The sequence below is a fragment of the Oceanirhabdus sp. W0125-5 genome, assembly GCF_027938815.1.
Taxonomy (GTDB): Bacteria; Bacillota; Clostridia; order Clostridiales; family Clostridiaceae; genus Oceanirhabdus.
In genome coordinates this window covers 5,319,010-5,338,094 of record NZ_CP115913.1, presented here as the reverse complement: position 1 = coordinate 5,338,094, position 19,085 = coordinate 5,319,010, and the positions used below count along the sequence as shown (strand labels likewise).

The 19,085-nt window shown below is 29.0% G+C and carries 19 protein-coding genes; 12 read left to right on the top strand and 7 right to left on the bottom strand.

The features are described from left to right. The first annotated feature begins 79 nt into the window (after positions 1-79). Positions 80-304 (top strand): hypothetical protein, encoded by a 225-nt coding sequence (locus OW730_RS24765; RefSeq protein WP_271226727.1) that lies wholly within the window; start codon positions 80-82, stop codon positions 302-304. 44 nt (positions 305-348) lie between these two features. On the opposite strand, the gene OW730_RS24760 is transcribed toward OW730_RS24765, so the two are convergent. Genes OW730_RS24760 through OW730_RS24745 form a run of 4 tightly spaced genes read right to left on the bottom strand, consistent with a single transcriptional unit; the run spans position 349 to position 4,795 of the window. After that, the gene (locus tag OW730_RS24760) at positions 349-1,092 is read right to left on the bottom strand and encodes an ABC transporter ATP-binding protein (protein WP_271226726.1); all 744 of its coding nucleotides are present in this window, start codon (positions 1,090-1,092) and stop codon (positions 349-351) included. Further along, positions 1,061-2,137 carry a sensor histidine kinase gene (locus OW730_RS24755; protein WP_271226725.1) on the bottom strand — a complete coding sequence of 359 codons (1,077 nt, stop codon included), beginning with the start codon at positions 2,135-2,137 and terminating at the stop codon, positions 1,061-1,063. Before OW730_RS24755 ends, OW730_RS24760 begins: the two co-directional genes overlap by 32 nt. Continuing rightward, positions 2,127-2,840: a response regulator transcription factor gene (locus tag OW730_RS24750; protein WP_271226724.1), complete on the bottom strand. Its 714-nt coding sequence runs from the start codon at positions 2,838-2,840 to the stop codon at positions 2,127-2,129. Before OW730_RS24750 ends, OW730_RS24755 begins: the two co-directional genes overlap by 11 nt. 11 nt (positions 2,841-2,851) lie before the next feature. Continuing rightward, the gene (locus OW730_RS24745; RefSeq protein WP_271226723.1) at positions 2,852-4,795 is read right to left on the bottom strand and encodes an FtsX-like permease family protein; all 1,944 of its coding nucleotides are present in this window, start codon (positions 4,793-4,795) and stop codon (positions 2,852-2,854) included. 195 nt (positions 4,796-4,990) lie between these two features. Here OW730_RS24745 and OW730_RS24740 point away from each other — a divergent pair, with 195 nt between their 5' ends. The 7 genes from OW730_RS24740 to OW730_RS24710 all read left to right on the top strand — a co-directional run bounded on the left by OW730_RS24740 (position 4,991) and on the right by OW730_RS24710 (position 11,713). Next, positions 4,991-5,665 (top strand): response regulator transcription factor, encoded by a 675-nt coding sequence (locus tag OW730_RS24740; protein WP_271226722.1) that lies wholly within the window; start codon positions 4,991-4,993, stop codon positions 5,663-5,665. After that, positions 5,662-6,684: a sensor histidine kinase gene (locus tag OW730_RS24735; protein ID WP_271226721.1), complete on the top strand. Its 1,023-nt coding sequence runs from the start codon at positions 5,662-5,664 to the stop codon at positions 6,682-6,684. The genes OW730_RS24740 and OW730_RS24735 overlap by 4 nt, the downstream gene beginning before the upstream one ends. 297 nt (positions 6,685-6,981) lie before the next feature. Beyond that, complete coding sequence (locus OW730_RS24730) at positions 6,982-7,125, top strand: hypothetical protein (protein ID WP_271226720.1); 144 nt, start codon at positions 6,982-6,984, stop codon at positions 7,123-7,125. Positions 7,126-7,293: 168 nt separating this feature from the next. Continuing rightward, positions 7,294-8,058, top strand: coding sequence for an ABC transporter ATP-binding protein (locus OW730_RS24725; RefSeq protein ID WP_271226719.1), 765 nt, complete (start codon positions 7,294-7,296; stop codon positions 8,056-8,058). Next, the gene (locus OW730_RS24720; protein WP_271226718.1) at positions 8,045-9,979 is read left to right on the top strand and encodes an ABC transporter permease; all 1,935 of its coding nucleotides are present in this window, start codon (positions 8,045-8,047) and stop codon (positions 9,977-9,979) included. The genes OW730_RS24725 and OW730_RS24720 overlap by 14 nt, the downstream gene beginning before the upstream one ends. 87 nt (positions 9,980-10,066) lie before the next feature. Next, positions 10,067-10,873 (top strand): undecaprenyl-diphosphate phosphatase, encoded by an 807-nt coding sequence (locus OW730_RS24715; RefSeq protein ID WP_271226717.1) that lies wholly within the window; start codon positions 10,067-10,069, stop codon positions 10,871-10,873. A 114-nt stretch (positions 10,874-10,987) separates the two neighbouring features. After that, positions 10,988-11,713 (top strand): hypothetical protein, encoded by a 726-nt coding sequence (locus OW730_RS24710; protein ID WP_271226716.1) that lies wholly within the window; start codon positions 10,988-10,990, stop codon positions 11,711-11,713. 241 nt (positions 11,714-11,954) lie between these two features. On the opposite strand, the gene OW730_RS24705 is transcribed toward OW730_RS24710, so the two are convergent. From OW730_RS24705 to OW730_RS26885, 3 genes are read right to left on the bottom strand one after another with little or no spacing between them, the layout of a single operon-like run. Beyond that, positions 11,955-12,311, bottom strand: a complete 357-nt coding sequence (locus tag OW730_RS24705; RefSeq protein ID WP_271226715.1) for a hypothetical protein — start codon at positions 12,309-12,311, stop codon at positions 11,955-11,957. Between the two features lie 60 nt (positions 12,312-12,371). Further along, on the bottom strand, positions 12,372-13,286 hold the full coding sequence (tnpB, locus tag OW730_RS24700) for an IS200/IS605 family element RNA-guided endonuclease TnpB (protein WP_333781244.1): 915 nt from the start codon (positions 13,284-13,286) through the stop codon (positions 12,372-12,374). Further along, positions 13,261-13,440 (bottom strand): helix-turn-helix domain-containing protein, encoded by a 180-nt coding sequence (locus OW730_RS26885; protein WP_333781243.1) that lies wholly within the window; start codon positions 13,438-13,440, stop codon positions 13,261-13,263. Before OW730_RS26885 ends, tnpB begins: the two co-directional genes overlap by 26 nt. Before the next feature lie 352 nt (positions 13,441-13,792). Between OW730_RS26885 and OW730_RS24695 the strand changes: the two genes are divergently transcribed. From OW730_RS24695 to OW730_RS24680, 4 genes are all read left to right on the top strand, one after another. Further along, positions 13,793-14,473, top strand: coding sequence for a response regulator transcription factor (locus OW730_RS24695; RefSeq protein ID WP_271226714.1), 681 nt, complete (start codon positions 13,793-13,795; stop codon positions 14,471-14,473). Further along, positions 14,448-15,452 carry a sensor histidine kinase gene (locus tag OW730_RS24690; RefSeq protein WP_271226713.1) on the top strand — a complete coding sequence of 335 codons (1,005 nt, stop codon included), beginning with the start codon at positions 14,448-14,450 and terminating at the stop codon, positions 15,450-15,452. Before OW730_RS24695 ends, OW730_RS24690 begins: the two co-directional genes overlap by 26 nt. A 272-nt stretch (positions 15,453-15,724) precedes the next feature. Next, positions 15,725-16,477 (top strand): ABC transporter ATP-binding protein, encoded by a 753-nt coding sequence (locus OW730_RS24685; protein ID WP_271226712.1) that lies wholly within the window; start codon positions 15,725-15,727, stop codon positions 16,475-16,477. Positions 16,478-16,482: 5 nt separating this feature from the next. Then, a complete protein-coding gene (locus OW730_RS24680; protein ID WP_271226711.1) occupies positions 16,483-18,582 on the top strand; it encodes an FtsX-like permease family protein in 2,100 nt (699 codons plus the stop codon). The last annotated feature ends 503 nt before the right edge of the window (positions 18,583-19,085 follow it).

Here is a 19,085-nt window from a genome sequence, read left to right as displayed (position 1 = left end):
GGGATTTACCCCTGGGGTAGTTCTCTTTATTGTTATAAGTGGACAAAAAAATACATATATAAAGGAAATAAACAGGGGTGTGGAAAACTTTCTGAAAAATCATGAAAATTCTAAAATGATTGTGGAAAATATTCAAAAAAGTCTGAAAATTAGTGAAGAAATTGTGGAAAACTTTCAGCATGAGTTTATGGGGTTGGGGAAAAGCTGTGGAAAACTTTCGAAAAAGTCAGACAATTCACACAAGTGGTGTGGACAAATTGTTGAAATTTCTAATATGTATATAATAAGAGGAAGTCAAGCTTGATTATTAGCTTGACCTCTTTTGATTTTAATTATTCTAGGTGTGAATTATATAACTTCAAGTGATGACAGTATATTATTATAAAAGTTTTTCCTATCTCCACAATTTATCAAGTATGAATTAATGGAACCATCCTTTAGAAAAATAACCTTATCACTGTAACTTGCAGTGAAAGGATCATGGGTTACTAGAAGAATTGTTTTCTTATTTTCTTTATTAAGTTTAGTCAGGATATCCATTATTATTTCCGTTGATTTAGAATCTAAGTTTCCAGTTGGTTCATCGCAAAATAGTATATTAGGATCTCCAATCATTGCTCTACCAATCGCTACTCTCTGTTTTTGTCCACCTGAGAGTTCATCAGGATATTTATTTATTAAGTCTTTAAAAGACATCAGTGATACAATTTCATCAGTCTTTTGGATAATAAATTCTTTAGATTCACCATTTAAGACTAGAGGAACCTGAATATTCTCCTCAACTGTAAGTGAATCTATTAGATTAAAATCTTGAAACACAAAGCCTATTTTTTCACGTCTGAAAGCTGGAAGGGATTCAGTTGATAAGCTGGTGATTTCTATGCCATCTAATATAACAGAACCACAATCAGGAGGAAGCATCCCACTAAGAATATTTAGGAGGGTTGTTTTACCACTGCCAGATGGGCCCATTATACTTATGAATTCTCCACTGAAGACTGAGAGGGAAATTGAACATAGTGCTGTAGTAGAACTAGTTTTAGTTCTACCTGTATAAATCTTACTCAGTTCTTTGGCTGTTAGTATCTCCATATTTTGATCTCCTTTTATACAAAATTGATATTTGGGTTCCTTTTTTTAGTTCAGAATCTAATGTTATTTTAAAATCTAATTTATCACATATTTTTTTTACCATAAATAATCCTATACCAGTGGAAGATGGGATTCTACGTCCATTAGTCCCAGTAAAATAAGCATCGTATATTCTAGGAATATCCTCAGGGGGAATTCCTATTCCAGTATCTTTAATTATAAGGAGTAATCCCTTTTCATGATTAGTTATATCAATAATCACTTTCTTTTCCCCACTGGATAATGAAGTGTATTTAACAGCATTTGATATCAGTTGACTAATAATAAACTCATTCCATTTTTTATCGGTGATTACATTGGGGGATGTTCCATTCATATTTATTATAGGTTTTACTCCAGAAAGGAGAAAACTGTGTTTGAAGGAACTAATAACTTTAAGTACACTTTCATTTAAGTCAACATCCTCAGGTATAAAATCTAGTGAAAAATCTTGTAGTTTAAACATGTGAATTAATGATTGTAAACTATGTTCAAGTTTCCAAGTCTCATCTTTTAGGGTAGGGATAAGTGTTGTTGCATCATGACCTTGATATTGTTTTGATAGTTTCTGTAAGGTTAGGTTAATTACTGTTAAGGGTGTTTTCATATTATGTGCCCAGGAGGATACAAGTTTGTTATGATCCTGTTGTGTTTTCTTTAAAGTGTTAATATCTTTTAGTGATAGGTTACGTATTCGATTTATCTCATCCCTAATTAATAAACTCAAAGAAGAATCATTTATAGTTCTTATAAAACCCTGATTAAAATTAGAGAAAATATATGATATAACTTTAAGATGTTGAAAGTATCTCATAATAAATATTAGTAGGTAAAAGAATAAGGATATAAGTAATGGGTATACAAGCTCAACAGTTGAACCAGTTGTTATTTTGAAAAAAGAGTATAATGATATGAAGTTAAGTATATAGAAAATAGAAATCCACTTCATATCAGAGATAATATTAGATAATAACTTCCTTTTAGTATATTTTGAACTAGTTTCCATCCACATCACCACTTTTCTTAAATAGTATCATGTATCCTATTCCACGTTTAGTTTTTATAATATCATTTAACCCTACAGTTTTTAATTTGTTTTTAATTCTTGTTATATTAACAGTTAGGGTATTATCTTCTATGAACATTCCAGATTCCCATAATGCTTCGATGAGTTCATTTCGCGTTACAATCTCACCATGGTTATTATATAGAATTTCCATTAATCCAAACTCTGTCTTAGTGAATTCAACTTCATTGCCACCGTAAATAAGTGAATAGGTTTTCTCATTAAGGATAACTGTATCATTCATATGAGTTCTTTTTTGAGAATAATCCCCATAGCTTCTTCGTAAAAGGGCGTTGATTTTCATGGTTAAATGATCCAAGGAAAATGGCTTGGTCATATAATCATCAGCACCAATATGCAATCCATGTATCTGATCCATTGTACTATCTCGGGCAGATAACATGAGTATTGGAGTTGAATGATTTTCACGTATTAACTTGCACACATGGAAACCATCCATATATGGCAGATTTATATCAAGTATTATAAGGCTAAAATTATCTTCACTTATAATTTTTAAAATTGGTGAAAGATTATTATTAAAATCTGAGAAGATATGAACTGAATACCCATATTTCTCAAGATGTTGTTTTATTATTGAACGTATATTTATATCATCTTCTATGATAAGAATCTTGTACAATGTCATCCCTCCTAAGTTATAATCCTCTTATATAAACTTCTACTGAATAAGAAAATAATGATTCCTTGAATAATTATTAATGTACCTATGATAAACCCAGTGGTTTTTAAAATCCCCAATAAAGCGCCGGATTCAGGTGGAAACATTAAGGAATAATAACATCCACTTAAGGAGCCAATTATAAATGGAAGGGAAACCATAAACAAGATCAAATGTGTTATTATTCTTTTAAATTGTTTATGTGTCATCCCAAGTTTAATGAGCTTTGAAAATAGAGTTCTAAGTTGTTTTTCAGTAGATAAAAAACTTGAATAAATTGCTGTGTTTGAAGTTATGAAGAATAGAATAATCACAAATATAAACATAAATGCCATACCAGAGTAAGCTGAATTCTCACGATTATCCTCTATAATTTTGAAGGAATTATTTAATAGCCATAAATCTTCATAAGAATATTCGGACTTCAAAGATGAATGAACTTTAAGACCATCTTCATAGTTTTTAAAGTTGTAAAGGTATAAATCTATAATTTGAGTATTATTTTTAAAATACTGAAATTCTTGATCATTTATTATAATTATAAAACTTGAAGTAAGATATTTATTGATATCAATAGGTACATAATCGATTATCTTAAAGGAGTAATCATTTTTAGGTTCATTGAAAAATACTTCAATTGTATCCCCAGGGGGATATGATGGTCTATCTTTATTAACTTTATAGAAGTAAGGGTTACTTGCAATTAAACATTGACCTTTTGGTAGATTAATATTACTTGAACTCAAATTATTATAGGTTTTGTTTGAGAAAACATTAAAGTTAAATTTTCCAAGCACCTTATTTTCGCTTTCTTGAGATAGATAAATACTTTCTATGGTTATCTTTTCTGAAAAATCTACATTATGATTTTTAGCAGATTTAAGAAAGTTATAGTTTTCATCTTTGCCATGTAGTGAAACATCATATGGGTATTTAGCATTTATCATCTTATTAACTTCATTGTAATAGAAGAATATTATTGTTGAAAAGAACACTACAAAATGAATTAGTACAATTAATGTATATATCAATTTCCTATTTCTATTAAGAGAAGTTATAATAAAATTTTTAATGAAAAAATAAGGAAATTTTACTTTGTTAAGCTTATCTTTTATTGCAAAAGCTAAGTTAAAGAAGCTTTTTAAGAAGAAGTTTATTCCTAAAAAAATTAATAGAAGGCTAACAAGCATTGTTTTTAAAGATCCTGAACCATACTTCTCCCAAGAAATTAAGACAATATGTGCTAGAACAAATAAAAAAATTGATAGAGCTAGTTGAATTGAAGTTTTAAAATTAGAGAGATTTAAAGCTCTTTTAGTAATGAGTTCTTTAGGAATTTTCAAATCTAAATTCTCACCATTGTTCTTCAGCATAGCAAGACCTCTTTTATTAATGAAAAGATTATCATATATAGATATATATATAAATAGCGCTGCACATAAAATTATGACTACAAGGAAAGGTTCCAATGATGCCTTAAATGGTATAGATTGCACATTAAATAACTTCATAAGACATATAAAAAATAGCCTTGAAAAAAGTGTGCCTATAAATAAAGACGAAATTAAAGAGAGCGTGAATATAATAATATTCTCAGTAAAGAAAATATTTTTAAGGTGGTGACTCTCAATACCTAATAGTTTGAATATACCAGTCTCATTTTTCTTCCATCCAATGTAATCTTTATGAGAGATTGTTGTGAATATAAAAGAGAATAAAATAGATATTACAAAACACAATATGAAGAACCCATATACAGTTGTACCTAATTTTTCTTCATTTATAATTTCTCTATTAAAGATAAGTGTTGAAAATATAAACACCATAGTCAATGATAGTATATTGCAGATATAATAGTTTTTATAAAGATAAAATTTCTGTTTAAACATTTTAAACACCATTTGATTAAATGTCATAATTTCTCACCTCAATACCATTCTACCATCTGAATATCCAGTTTTGTATAGATTTGCCTTTAAGTTTTCTTACAATAAACTTACAATTTTCAAAGTACCCCTGGGGTACTTTGATGTTTTTAGTATAATTTAAAAAAAGTTACATTTGAGGTATAATAATTAAAAAGGTAACAAACATGAGATTTGGAGGTCGTTATGTATAGGATATTAGTTGTTGAAGATGATAAGAACTTATGTGAAGAGGTTATATTATCTCTTAAAAAATGGGGATACGATGCATTTGGAGTTGATAACTTTTCAGAGATAGATAAAGAATTCTTAGAACAGAAACCCCACTTGGTATTGATGGATATTAATCTTCCAAGTTTTGATGGGTTCTATTGGTGCAGGAAGATTAGAGAATTGTCCAAGCTTCCTATTATATTTATGTCATCAAGAGATACCAATATGGATGTTGTTATGGCAATTAATATGGGTGGGGATGATTTTGTAACCAAGCCATTTGTAATTGATATTTTAGTAGCAAAGATAATCGCTCAGCTTAGAAGGTGTTACTCTTATGGAGAGAGCATGAAAGAGACAATTGAACATAGAGGAGCAATATTAAATATTTCAGAGGGTACTCTTGTGTATAAGGAGGAAAAAATAGAGCTTACAAGGAATGAACTTAAGATATTAGGACTTCTTCTAAAAAGTAAAGGAACAATTATATCAAGAGATAAAATAATGAAAGCCCTATGGGATGATGATCAGTTCATAAATGATAATACATTGACTGTAAATATAAATAGATTAAGAGGGAAATTAAAGGATGCTGGATTGGATGAGTTCATACAGACTAAGAAAGGACTGGGGTATGTTGTTCAATGAGGATTTTTGAATATATTAAAATAAATAAATTAACAATATTGTGTTTTTTAATAAGTATGGTTGTAGTAAATGGAGTGCTATTAACAAGTGCACCATTAAATATGGCTATTGAAGAGGTAGTATATATAAACGTCCTTGTGTGTATTATTGTTATGATATTTTCACTTATTGGCTTTGTTAAGTGGAGAGGAGAGGTTTCTCTTATTGAAGAAAAGGTAAATAATGATGAAAGTATTATTGAATATGATATAAAAGGAGAGAGTTATTACCTTAAAATTATTAGGACGATTATAGAGTTAAAAGAGAATGAGAAATTCAATGAGATTGGAAAGTACAAGCAGTCATTAAGTGAATTAAATGATTATATTACAAAGTGGGTACATGAAATTAAGATCCCTGTATCAGTATGTGATCTTGTACTTGAAAGAATGGAAGAAAACTGTTCATCTAATGATACAAAAAGATTAAAAGAACAGATAAATAAAATTGAGTATTATATAGAACAGGTTCTGTACATAAGTAGAGCATCAAGTTATGAAGAGGATATTACAATAGCACAAGTTGATTTAGAAAAACTAATTAAAAAGATTGTTAGAAAGAATTCATATTTATTTATAGATAAAAATATAACTCTAGAATTAGAGGATTTAAATTATGAAATAACTACAGATTCTAAATGGCTTGGATATATGATAGAGCAGCTGATTAATAATAGCTGCAAATATACACATGAAAATGGGGATATAAAAATATACGCTCAAGATGATAAGAATTATATTCATCTTAAAATTTTAGATAATGGTGTAGGTATTGATAAAAAGAGCTTGGATAGGGTATTTGATAAGGGATATACTGGTGATTCAGGAATGAATTTATCTAAGGCAACAGGAATGGGATTATATATAGTTAAGAAAATGTGCAATAAGCTTAATTATGAGATAAGTGTTAAATCAGAAGTAGGAGATTTTACTGAATTTACATTATCTATTAATAAGTTTTCGGATTACTTAAATATTTAAAAGAAGTTGAGAATGGTGAGTTGAGAGTTGAGAATGATGGATGGAAAATTAACTATTTAGAACGCATAATCAAAATTTTTAATTATAGCTATTAAAATAATTCGTTATGAATATCGTTCCTTATAAGTTATAATATGGATTAAACAATAAAGAGTTAATTTGTGTTATTTATAATAGGAGGGTAACATGAAGAGATTGAATAAGCTTATCTGAAAAATATTTTTAACCTTTGGGTACATTTTTTTAATAAGCCCTGCATTCTTATATGGGTTAATACATGGAGATTATGAACGATATATGAGGATTATTAATGGACCAAATCCATTTGATAAATGTGGTAGTGGACCATTTCAACTGTGTATATTTATAGGCTTGATTATGCTCAGTATTGTATTTTTTGCTATATCATTTTTAATAAAAAATAAAACTAAGGGGGCTTGAATAGTTCCCTTAGTTTATTTTGTAGTTTTATGTTGGTATGTTACATAGATGTAACATACCAATATGAAACTGTAACTCTAAAATATGGAATAGAAGTCGGTAAAGCTGTATCATATAGTTAACAGTTAATTAAGTGTTATAAAAATAGCAAGTTTGGAGGTATTAATTATGAATACAATAATGGATGTAAAAAATATAACAAAAATATATGGAAGCAGAGGGGTTAAGTATAAGGCATTGGATGGTATTAATCTAGAAATTAATGAGGGTGATTTCGTTGCTATTATGGGTCCTTCAGGATCTGGAAAAACTACAATGTTAAATTTATTATCAACTATAGATACACCAACTACAGGAGAAATTTTTTATAAAGGTGATAACATTTTAAAGTTAAATAAAAAAGCACTCACTAACTATAGGAAAGAAGAGTTAGGATTTATATTTCAGGATTTTAATTTGCTAGACAATATGACAATTATGGATAACATTGCATTGCCACTTGCTTTAGGAAAGAAGAATAGTAAAAAGATAATAGAAAGAGTAAAGAAAATCAGTAATTTTTTCGGGATTGATGATCAATTAAATAAATATCCTTATGAACTATCAGGAGGACAAAAGCAGAGAACTGCTGCAGCAAGAGCACTTATCACTGAACCAAAGTTAGTATTGGCTGATGAGCCAACAGGAGCATTGGATTCTAAATCTTCAGCAGATCTTTTAAAGAGTCTAGTTAGAATGAATGAGGATTTTAAAACTACAGTCATTATGGTTACACATGATGCATTTGCTGCAAGTTATTGCAAGAGGGTTTTATTTCTAAAGGATGGTAAAATTCATGCAAAGCTTGATAAGGACACATCAAGAAAAGAATTCTTCCAGAGAATAATTGATTTAATGGGAGCTCTTGGAGGGGTTCAGAATGAGTGCGTATAATTTAGCTAGAAGTAATTTTAAGAATAATATTAGAGCATATAGTGTTCATATGTTAGCTATGATTTTTTCCATAGCGATATACTATAATTTTGCTACTTTAAAATATAATCCAGAGGCTCTTGGTTCAGATTCACTTCATTATGCAGCTGCAGGGGCATCAAAAGCAGCCGCCTTTTTATTGATTTTGTTTTTGGCATTCTTTGTTTGGTATTCAAATACAATATTTTTAAAACAGAGAAAGAAAGAAATAGGAATGTATTGTTTTATGGGAGTTACAACAGAAGAGATTGGAAGGGTATATGTTATAGAATCAATATCTATGGGATTAACTGCTCTTTGCCTAGGAATAATAGGAGGAATATTAATTAATAAGTTATTTTTAATGGCATTAGCAACTGTGGCTATTGGGAATGTTAAGATTGGCTTTTTCTTGTCAATAGAGAGTATTACAGAGACAGCAGGATTCTTCCTTTTATTTTTCATAGCAGCATCAGTCAGAGGATATATAAACATAAATAGAAGTAAACTGATACAGCTTTTCAATGCATCAAAGATGGAAGATAAACCACAGAAGGTGAGCATTATTAAAGGGATATTATCATTGATAATATTAGGAGGGGCATATTATTATGTCTCTTATAAAATAGATCCTTATTTGGTAGCAAAAATTCCTATAGTTATTGGATTGATTGTTTGGGGGACATTCTGGTTATTCCAAGCGCTGATACCAGGAGTTATTAAGTGGTTGCAGAAGAAAAAGAATATATTTTATAGAGGAACAAATATAATTGCAGTTTCAAATTTAGCATTCAGGATAAGAAAAAATTATAAGAGTCTTACCGCTGTTGCAATATTGGTAGCTTCTGCAATAACTGCATTTGGTACATGTTACTCTATTAAATATAATGTTGAACTTACAGAAAGATATGAAGCACCTTTTCATTTAGCATTTATGTCAGAAGCAGAGAAGCATGAGGGAATCACCAATAAAATTAAAGAAGTAATAAAAGAAAGTGAAGATAACATTGATTTTTCAGTAACATTAGATGGACTGCATATAGATGAAGCAAATGTTGAGGAGTATAAAAATTCAAATACCTTTCATTTCTCAGATTATTTTTCTCTTAAGTATTCTGATTTTGAGAAAATAGTTAGAGCTATAGAAGGAGAGAAAGCTGATAAGATTCTATCTAAAGTTGTGATAGGAGAAGATTTGGTTACTTTAGTAATGAAACCTGGGGTAATGGCTAGTCTTGTTGAAGAAAATCATGTAAATTCAAAAGGTATTCATTTAGATATAGAGAAGAGTATATATGCACCTATATTTGGGAAACTAGCTAATTTACCTGCATTGGTTATGAGAGATGAAGACTATGAGAAGTACAAGGAATTATTCAAGGAATATAGATACACTGGTTTAAATATAGAAGATAGAGAAAAGTTAAAAGACATTACAAATGGAATAACACATAAATTTAAAGAAAGTAAAGAAGAAGTTGCAGCATTATCACAAGAATCTTTAGATAAAAATAGATTTAAAGAGTTAGAGGTATACTTCTTCCTTGGTGGGGTACTTGCATTAGTTTTTATAGTTGCATCAGGAGTAATGGTTTACTTCAATATAATAACTGAAGCATATATGGATAAGGAAAAATATATTAGACTTATGAATATTGGAGTAACTAAAAATGAGATTTGGAGTACAGCAATAAAACAAGGAGCGATACAGTGTATTTTACCATTAGTGGCAGGAAGTATACATGCAATCGTTGCATTAAGGGTATTAGCCTTGATCATGACTAAAAATCTTATAATACCTGCTAGTATATCTATAGTATTTTTAGCATTGGTATATATGTTATTCTATCTACTTGCTATTAATAAATTCATAAAAGTTGTTACTAATAAAGGAAAAGCATAAATGTAATATAAAAGAAATAACAAGTCATAGATATCCAGAATAAACTCATGACTTGCTATTTCTTAATGTATGTATAAGGAGGAGAATATGGAGTTTTTTATCATAATAATTAAGGCAATAATTATCAGTATAGTTGAGGGAATTACTGAGTTTTTACCAGTTTCATCAACAGGTCATATGATCATAGTAAGTGATTTTATAAAATTTGATGGAGCATTTTCAAACTTGTTTATTGTTGTAATACAGCTAGGAGCCATATTAGCTATTGTTGTGTTGTTTTGGAAGAAGATTTTTACTTCTGTAATATCTTTTTTAAAATTTGAGAAAGAAGGGTGGAGATTTTGGATTCCTATCTTTATTGCTGTAATACCCTTTGGAGTATTAGGTGTATTATTTAAGGATGAAATAGAAGAAGTCTTATTTAAACCATTACCAGTAGGAATTGCCTTGGTTGTTGGTGCTATACTAATGATTATATTGGAAAGAGGAACAAGGGATAGAAAAGTTTCTAGAGATATAAATCATGTTACCTATAAACAAGCAATAATAATAGGAATTGCTCAATGTATGGCTTTATGGCCTGGGATGTCTAGATCAGCTTCTACTATAATAGGGGGATGGATAGCAGGACTTTCAACATATGCTGCTACGGAGTTTTCATTCTTTTTAGCATTACCAGTAATGGTAGGGGCTACAGGATATGAGTTACTAACTACATCAGTAGAGTTGACAGCTAATAATATATTTGTACTTATTGTTGGATTTATTACAGCATTCTTAGTAGCCTTGATAGTTGTAGACAAGTTTATAAGCTATCTAAAGAAAAAGCCCATGAAGGTGTTTTCAATATATAGATTGATTGTGGGATTTATAATTATTGCTATATATATTTAAATAAAAAATTTTTCCATTGTAACCTAACTGTAATGTAGATAGAAAAAAAATCTATATAATATAGATTGTAGGCAAGAGACCTACAGTATACTTAAATTTTCAGGAGGTTACAAGATGAAGACAAAAGCAATTATTGCAGCAGTATTATTAGGTACTGGACTTGTTTTATCTGGATGTGGTAACAGTGAGGCTACAGCAAATAATGGACAAAATCAAAAGCAAATACAACAAGAAGAATCTAATAAAAATGCAGAAGGAAATAAAAAATCTGATGAAAATAAATCTGATTTAAATTACTCTCTAAAAGGAGAAGTTTTAGAGAATGAGGAGAGAAACATAAAAGTAAACTATCCTCAAATTAATGAGTTCCCAGGTGAACTTTCTAAGGATTATATTAATCAGAGTCTTAGAAAAATCGTAGAGTCATATGAAAATAGCGAAAGTTATTCTGATGTTGAAATCGATTATGAAATTACACGAATGGATGAAAATATTCTTAGTGTAGTATTCAAAGGTACTGCTAAAATGGAGGGAATTGGTGACGTTACAGTTCAAAGAAGTGTTAATCTGGACATCTCTTCAACAAATGAAATTTCTTATAATAATTTAGTTAAAGATGGTGAAAAAGTAAGAGAAATTCTAAATCAAAAAGCTATTGATAATGGAATCGAAGGTGGATTAGAAGCAGAAGGAATCCGTGTTTATTTTAATGGAGATAATGTAGTATTCTATTATATGCCTTTAGATGATAGTGCTAAAGAATTCATTGAATTAAGCGTTCCTCAAAGTGAATTAGAGGGGATTATAAATACTGAATTTGGTGAGCATCCTGCAAGCTAGATAAAATTAATGGATAATGTATAATTGAAAATGGAGAATGATTGACATTTCTCTTCGAGAAATTTTAATTATATTATTTTTCGAATATCTATTTTAAATTTGGTTTTAGGCGTACATATTGTACGCCTTTTTTATTTAGATTGTGTAACAATTAATTTCTTTGTTTAATGTATTAAATAAGAATATTACGAACCAATAATCATAATATTGTAGTTCTATATAGACCATTAATCAATTATGATTATGATAATACAATGCCTTTTTCTATTTTATTTCCTTTTAAAAATTCTTTTACCTCAAGAGGTTTCCCACCTGGAAACTGTAATATTTCTATAATAAGAATACCGTTATTGGTAGCGACCTTAATTCCTTCATTATTTGCATCTATGATATAACCTGATGGTTCTGTAATGTTTGCCTCTACCCACTTGGATTTGAATATTTTAAATGGAATATCATTATAATAAGCATAAGCCGTTGGCCATGAGTTTATATTCTTATTTGGCCAAGAACTCAAGCCTCTAAGTGAACTCTCCCTCCACTTACTCACGCTGAAGTGGGGGCTTCTTGGTATATCCAAGAACTTTTCCTGCTTCACAGATTTCGCAATCTACTTTCTCCACAGGCAATCCCCGTAAGACCTACGGTTCTTATTTTTTTAGGCTATTTCTAATAACCCTTGCTTCAAGATATTCCTACTGGCATTTATATCCCTATCATGAATGCTATCGCATTTAGGACATTTCCATTTTCTTATATGCAGTGGCATTTCATCTAAAACATGACCACAATTATTGCATGTTTTAGATGACGGATACCATCTATTTATTTTATGAATTTTTCTTCCATGCCATTTTGCTTTATAATCTAGAATAGTAACAAATTTATACCAACTTACATCTGAAATACTTTGAGCTAATTTATCATTCTTCATCATATTTTTAACTGATAAATCTTCAAGAATTATAACTTGATTATCGCTTATAATTCTTTTAGATAGCTTATGGATGAAGTCTAATCTTTGATTAGATATACGTTCATGTAGTCTAGCAACCTTTATTCTTTGCTTATTCCAATTGTTACTGCCTTTTTCTTTACTACTTAATTTTCTTTGTTCCTTTGCCAATTTATCTAATGACTTTTTTAGATACTTAGGATTTTCAATCTTTTCACCATTTGATAATATTGCAAAATGACATATCCCTAAATCTATACCAACATTCCCCGATACTTTTTTTAATGGCTCTATCTTTGTTTCAACACATATAGATACAAAATATTTACCACTTGATGTTTTAGAAACAGTAGCGTTTATTACTCTACCTTCAACATATCTATGAATTTTTGCATTAACATATTTCAATTTAGGAAGTTTTATTTTATCTTTTTTAATTTCAATATTGTTATTCACAAAATTACTTGTATATGTTTTATAGTTGTCTCTTTTACTTTTGAATTTTGGTCTGTCTGCTCTACCTTCAAAGAAATTTTTGAATGCAGCATCAAGATTTCTTAGTGACATCTGCAGTGATGTACTATCAACTTCTTTAAGCCATACAAGTTCTTTTTTCATACTTGGTAATTGATTTTGTTGTTCTGTATATTTCATTCCTTTGGTTTAAGAAATGATTATATACATATCTTGAACAACCAAAAGATTTTTCAATAATCTTTATTTGATTTTCATTTGGATACATTCTGAATTTATATGCTTTGTTGATTTTCATTACTTTCAACACCTTTACTTTTCAATACAATCATAACGAATAATAAGAACATTCATTCTTATTATTTCACATTTATGATTTTTTATCCATGTAAAAGTATTAAGATTACGCATTCATCTCCCACTTATAGAAGATAGGAAATTTCTGCTAGTTACGTTAAAAGTTACGAGAAATAAGAATGTTAATCCATAAATATTGAAAAAAGGATAATTTTGGTGGTATGATTAGATATATATAGAATCCAAGTTAAAAGTAAATTTATACATATTCAAAAATCATAGAAACACTATGATTTTGAGATACGTATAAATAAAGTTTAACTATGGATTGTCTATAGAAAGTGGGGGAGAGTATGAAAAAAATAATGATTATTGAAGATGATGTAAAACTAATAAAATATATGACTGAATATCTTTCAGCGTATGACTTTGATGTTTATACCATTGAGTATTTTGATAATGTTATGGATGAAATAGATGAGGTACAGCCTAATTTGATTATATTAGATATTAATCTTCCTAAGTTTGATGGAATGTATTACTTAAGATTAATTAGAAAGAAATATAAGTTTCCTGTGATTATTTTATCTGCTAGAAGTGAAGAGAGTGAACAGATAAGGGGAATTGAACTTGGAGCAGATGATTATATAACTAAGCCATTCAGTATGGGAATTCTATTTGCTAAGATAAATGGGATAATTAAAAGAAACTCACAAAATAATCTATCTGATGAGATCAAAGTTGGGGAGCTAGTCATGTTTGGTCAAAGCATGAAGCTGAAGTATGGGGATAAAGTGATGGAACTCACTAAAAATGAATATAGACTTCTTAAGGTTTTTATGAAAAAGATAGACAAAGTAATTACAAGAGAAGAGCTTTTAGAAGCAATTTGGGATGATGAAAGTTTTGTTGATGATAATACTCTTACGGTAAACATTACTAGAACAAAGAAGAAGTTGAGTAATTTAGGATTAGAGAATGTAATTATCACAAAACGAGGTGTCGGATATGTCTTTCAAAGAAATTTTAGTTGAGGTACTAAAAAAATGTAAAAGAAGTATTATGGTATATTACATAAATACTTTTATAATCTTATCATTTTATTATTTGCTTATGGGGACAAGAGATATAATATATCCCTTTATTTTAAGCAATGTTGTAATTATTGTTTATATAATTGTTGAATTCTTTTTATGTAGGCAATTTTATAAAAAACTTTATATTGCACAAACAAGTCCAGATTTTCAAGATCCAAATGGAGATAAATCTTTGCAGACAATTAGATTGGTACATAGACATTATATTAAGAAGATATATAAACTAGAGAATAAATATAATGAAAAGTTATCTTTTTTCTCACATTGGATACATAACATGAAAACTTCAAGTACAGTTATTGGACTAGCATGTGAAAAAGGTATTAATGGAGAGATAGATGAAAATATTCTCCATGACATTGAAGAGGAAAATAAGAAACTGGAATATAACTTGGAAAATGGTCTTAATGTATTAAGGTTAGATGATTTTTCAAAAGACTACGCTATCAATGAAATATCTTTATATAATATGGTTTCAAAAGTAGTTAATTCTAAAAAACGGGATTTTATATATCATGGGGTATTTCCAAAGGTAAATATAGATAAGGAAATAATAGTGTATACAGACCTTAAATGGTGCAGCTATATAATTGAACAGATAATGTCCAATGCTATAAAGTACTCACCTAAAAATGAAAAAAAACTTATAAATATTTGGGCTGAAAGAAATGAAAATAGTATTTCACTTGTTATAGAAGACCAAGGAATAGGTATGGATAAAGAGGATATATCTCGCGTTTTCCAACCTTTCTTTACTGGGAATAATGGGAGAAGGTACAGTAATTCAACTGGAATAGGATTATATATGGTTAAAAAAATATCTGAAAAGCTTAATCATGAAGTAGAAATAAAATCTCAAAAGAATATAGGAACTACAGTTATAATCACTTTTAACAAACCTAAGAGTATCTTTTGATATTTTTAATTCATTGAAAAGTAATAAATATAATTTTTGTATTGTAGGAGTTTCAGGCATAGAAAAAGCTCAAGGTCAAGGAACGAGGTGAACGAGCAGCGCGGTGTACAAGTAGTACTCGAGCAGCACAGAGAACCTTAGTGACGCAGAGATTGAGTTTTTTTCTATGTCTGAAATACCTTTCAAGAATGAAAGGTATTGTAATGGTAATCGATTTATTGGAAGTTTATGGAGGTTTATAATAGAGTTATCAAATAAACGAGGTGAATTAAATGAAAGTATTAAATATAAAAAGTTTAGTTAAAGTGTATAACGCGTACAAAAATGCAGAAAAGGTAACTGCTCTAGATGGAATAAGTCTTTCAGTAGAGAAAGGTGAATTTATTGGAATAATGGGACCTTCAGGAAGTGGTAAAACAACTATGTTAAATGTAATTTCAGGAATTGATAATGCAACATCTGGGGAAGTCTTCATTAATGGAAAAGACATTTGTGAAATGAGAAAAGAAGAACTAATTTATTTTAGAAGAAAAAATTTAGGATACATATTCCAAGATTTTAATCTACTAGATAGTTTAACTATTAAAGAAAATATTGCATTACCTCTTATAGTAGATAATGTTAAAGCATCTGTTATAGACAAAAAATTAAACAATTTAATGAATTACTTTGGAATAGATAAGATAGGGGAAAAATATCCCTTCCATATTTCTGGGGGACAGAAACAGAGAGCGGCGGCTGCTAGAGCCTTGATAAATGAACCAGCATTAATTTTAGCAGATGAACCAACGGGTAATTTAGATTCAAAATCTTCAAATAGTATTATGACAACTCTTTCAAAACTTAATGAAGAACTTAATAGTACAGTACTTATGGTAACACACGATGCTTTTGCTGCATCCTTCTGTAAAAAGGTTATATTCGTAAAAGATGGTCAATTAGAGATGGAAATCGTATCAAATGGAGACAGGAAGGCTTTCTTTGATAAGATATTAGAAGTTCAAAGTGTTTTAATGGGGGTGTAATGAAGATGACATTTAACAGTATAATTTTAAATAATATTAAGTTTAATTTTAAAAAGTATCTTTCATTTTTCTTAGTTAACAGCTTTGCTATTATGATCCTTTTCATGTATAGCAATCTAATGTATGAAAAACAACTTACTTCAATGATTCCTCGCAGTGCGAGAAATGCCCTGAAGACAGGATATGCGGGAGTTATCATCTTTTTAGTTGTTTTTATATCTTACACTGTGACAGCATTTATCAAATATAGGGGCAAGGAATTTGGAGTGTATATGATACTAGGAATGACACAGAAGAATATTAAGAAAATGGTCTTTTTTGAAAACGTAATAATAGTGGGTAGCTCTTTATTAGTAGGTTTGATTTCAGGAATGATTTTTTCAAGATTATATTATATGTTATTTTCTAAGATAATGATGCTAGATGGATTAAAATTTAACCTAAATTATCAGAGTGTTATAGTAACAGTTGGAATTTTTGGAGTGATATTCTTATTCAGTACTCTTTTGGGAAAGAGAGCAATATCCAAGATATCAATAGTTGAGATGATTAAAGCATCATTAAAGAGTGATATGATGGAGAAGAGAAAGTACACAGGAATTGTATGGTTTACTTTAATGGTGATTTCATTAATAATATTACAGAGTGTAAAGTCTAGATACATATATGAAAGTACATTAACTTTGAAGTTAATTGCTTGGATATGTCCTACAATAATATTAATTGGTCTTTACATGGTGATTGGTAATTTCATAGAGTCTATAAAGAATATTTTTAAGAGATTTCCAGATCTATATAATAAGAAAATTCTTCTTCTTACTAATTTATCGTATAGGGTAAAGAATTATAGAACAATGCTTTTTGTAGTATCCTTATTAACTTCATTAGCGATATTTTTGATACAGTTTGGATATAACATGTATGCTACAGCACCAGACGTATTTGAGAAGAACTTCTTTAATGATATTATGTTTGTTCAGACATCAAAATACAATATAGTATCTGAAAAAGAGTTGAGAGATGTAATACGAGCAGCAGGAGGAGAGCTTGAAAGTTATTCAAAAATAGAATATGTGCCTATGGATGTGTATAAATATGAAGGTGAAGAGAAGGTAGTAATCCAATCATTTTCGTTTCCTATAATAAGTGAAAGAAACTATAACCAACATATGAATACTCAGTTTGATATTAAGCCAGGAGAATTTATGGAGGTTGTTAATCCATCTAGTTCAATGAGAGGTGCTAAGAGAGATAATTATGAGATTGTAATAACTGAACATGGGAATGACTTATATGAACGTCTAAGTCCTAATGTTGTGGAATGTAGAATATCTGAAAAGGAATTTAAAAATGTTGTAAATGACTATACAAATTTCACGTTAAAGCCTAACAATACTCCTTATGAATTTGCCCCTTTAAGCATAAAATATTATAATTCAGCAATTAATAGTGGGGAAGCTTTTATTGTTGATCATGAGGATTATGAGAGAATTAAAGCTGAATTTAAAGATAAAGTTGAAATATATCAAAAGATAAATATTAAGGAGAATAAAGATGAGATATTCAATGGGGTAGTTGAACTGTTGAAGAGTAAAAATCAGTTAGATGAAAATTTCTGGAATAGAACGAAGGGAGAACGTCCCGTATATAATGATTCTAATATTGAATATATAAATGATTTAAGACCAATATATGTTGAAGAAGAAAGATTTGAACCTATTCAAATCTATGGAGTAACTTTATTTATATTCTTTTTCGTAGGATTCTTAACATTGATAGCAAGTGGAATAGTACTTTACTACAGAGTACTTACAGGAGTAAATGATGATAGAGAGAGATTATTAAAACTAAGAAAAATGGGTATGACAGATAAAGAACTAAAAGAGTTAGTATGTAATGAATTAAAGATACTGTATTTTATACCAGTTCTATTAGGGGGATTCTTAGGAGCTTTCAGTATAAGTATAGTTTTATCGCCACAGGCTGTTTATGATAAGATCATGTTAAATACATCATTAATGATAGGGTTATATATTATAATACAGATTATATTCTACCATATTTCAAAGAGTAAGTACTTGAAGGAGACTATGAATAAGAGATAGAACCTGGATTAAAACATAATGTATAATGTATAATTGATAATGGATAATGATGGACATTTCTCTTCGAGAAATTTTAATTGTATTGTTTAAGGAACAAGAGGAGTTTACTCGTTTCATTTTGAATGAAACATTGTAGGTTAAATATATTGATAATAAGAAAGAACTTGTATCTTTTGATTACAAGTTCTTTTTATTGATTATTAATATAGCATAAGTGAAAATTAATTTATTATTTTCTTCTAGCAGTCAATGAAAACCAAAATCCCAAAAGTAAGAATATAAGTGTGATCGTGAACAGAGCAGTTGCTCTTTGGGTATTTAGAAGTAATTCAGTAGTGCTGAATTTAAAACCATAGCTATTGATACCTTTTTTTAAAGTCTCATGAGGTCTATAAAATAATAATTTGTAAAGTCCTATTAAAAATGTTGTAAATGAAATAAGAAAACAAGTTAAACTTTTTATATTTAGTTTTGGTTCTTGAATATTCACAGAGTCACCTCTT

Excerpts from the sequence above, each read along its gene's own strand:
- OW730_RS24720 (WP_271226718.1), top strand. The coding sequence starts at position 8,045 with ATGAGTGCGTATAATTTAGCTAGAAGTAATTTTAAGAATAATATTAGA.
- OW730_RS24690 (WP_271226713.1), top strand. The coding sequence starts at position 14,448 with ATGTCTTTCAAAGAAATTTTAGTTGAGGTACTAAAAAAATGTAAAAGA.
- OW730_RS24680 (WP_271226711.1), top strand. The coding sequence starts at position 16,483 with ATGACATTTAACAGTATAATTTTAAATAATATTAAGTTTAATTTTAAA.
- OW730_RS24740 (WP_271226722.1), top strand. The coding sequence starts at position 4,991 with ATGTATAGGATATTAGTTGTTGAAGATGATAAGAACTTATGTGAAGAG.
- OW730_RS24755 (WP_271226725.1), bottom strand. The coding sequence starts at position 2,137 with ATGGAAACTAGTTCAAAATATACTAAAAGGAAGTTATTATCTAATATT.
- OW730_RS24685 (WP_271226712.1), top strand. The coding sequence starts at position 15,725 with ATGAAAGTATTAAATATAAAAAGTTTAGTTAAAGTGTATAACGCGTAC.
- OW730_RS24745 (WP_271226723.1), bottom strand. The coding sequence starts at position 4,795 with ATGACATTTAATCAAATGGTGTTTAAAATGTTTAAACAGAAATTTTAT.
- OW730_RS24730 (WP_271226720.1), top strand. The coding sequence starts at position 6,982 with ATGAGGATTATTAATGGACCAAATCCATTTGATAAATGTGGTAGTGGA.
- OW730_RS24725 (WP_271226719.1), top strand. The coding sequence starts at position 7,294 with ATGAATACAATAATGGATGTAAAAAATATAACAAAAATATATGGAAGC.
- OW730_RS24695 (WP_271226714.1), top strand. The coding sequence starts at position 13,793 with ATGAAAAAAATAATGATTATTGAAGATGATGTAAAACTAATAAAATAT.
- OW730_RS24760 (WP_271226726.1), bottom strand. The coding sequence starts at position 1,092 with ATGGAGATACTAACAGCCAAAGAACTGAGTAAGATTTATACAGGTAGA.
- tnpB (WP_333781244.1), bottom strand. The coding sequence starts at position 13,286 with ATGAAAAAAGAACTTGTATGGCTTAAAGAAGTTGATAGTACATCACTG.
- OW730_RS26885 (WP_333781243.1), bottom strand. The coding sequence starts at position 13,440 with ATGAAAATCAACAAAGCATATAAATTCAGAATGTATCCAAATGAAAAT.
- OW730_RS24735 (WP_271226721.1), top strand. The coding sequence starts at position 5,662 with ATGAGGATTTTTGAATATATTAAAATAAATAAATTAACAATATTGTGT.
- OW730_RS24710 (WP_271226716.1), top strand. The coding sequence starts at position 10,988 with ATGAAGACAAAAGCAATTATTGCAGCAGTATTATTAGGTACTGGACTT.
- OW730_RS24715 (WP_271226717.1), top strand. The coding sequence starts at position 10,067 with ATGGAGTTTTTTATCATAATAATTAAGGCAATAATTATCAGTATAGTT.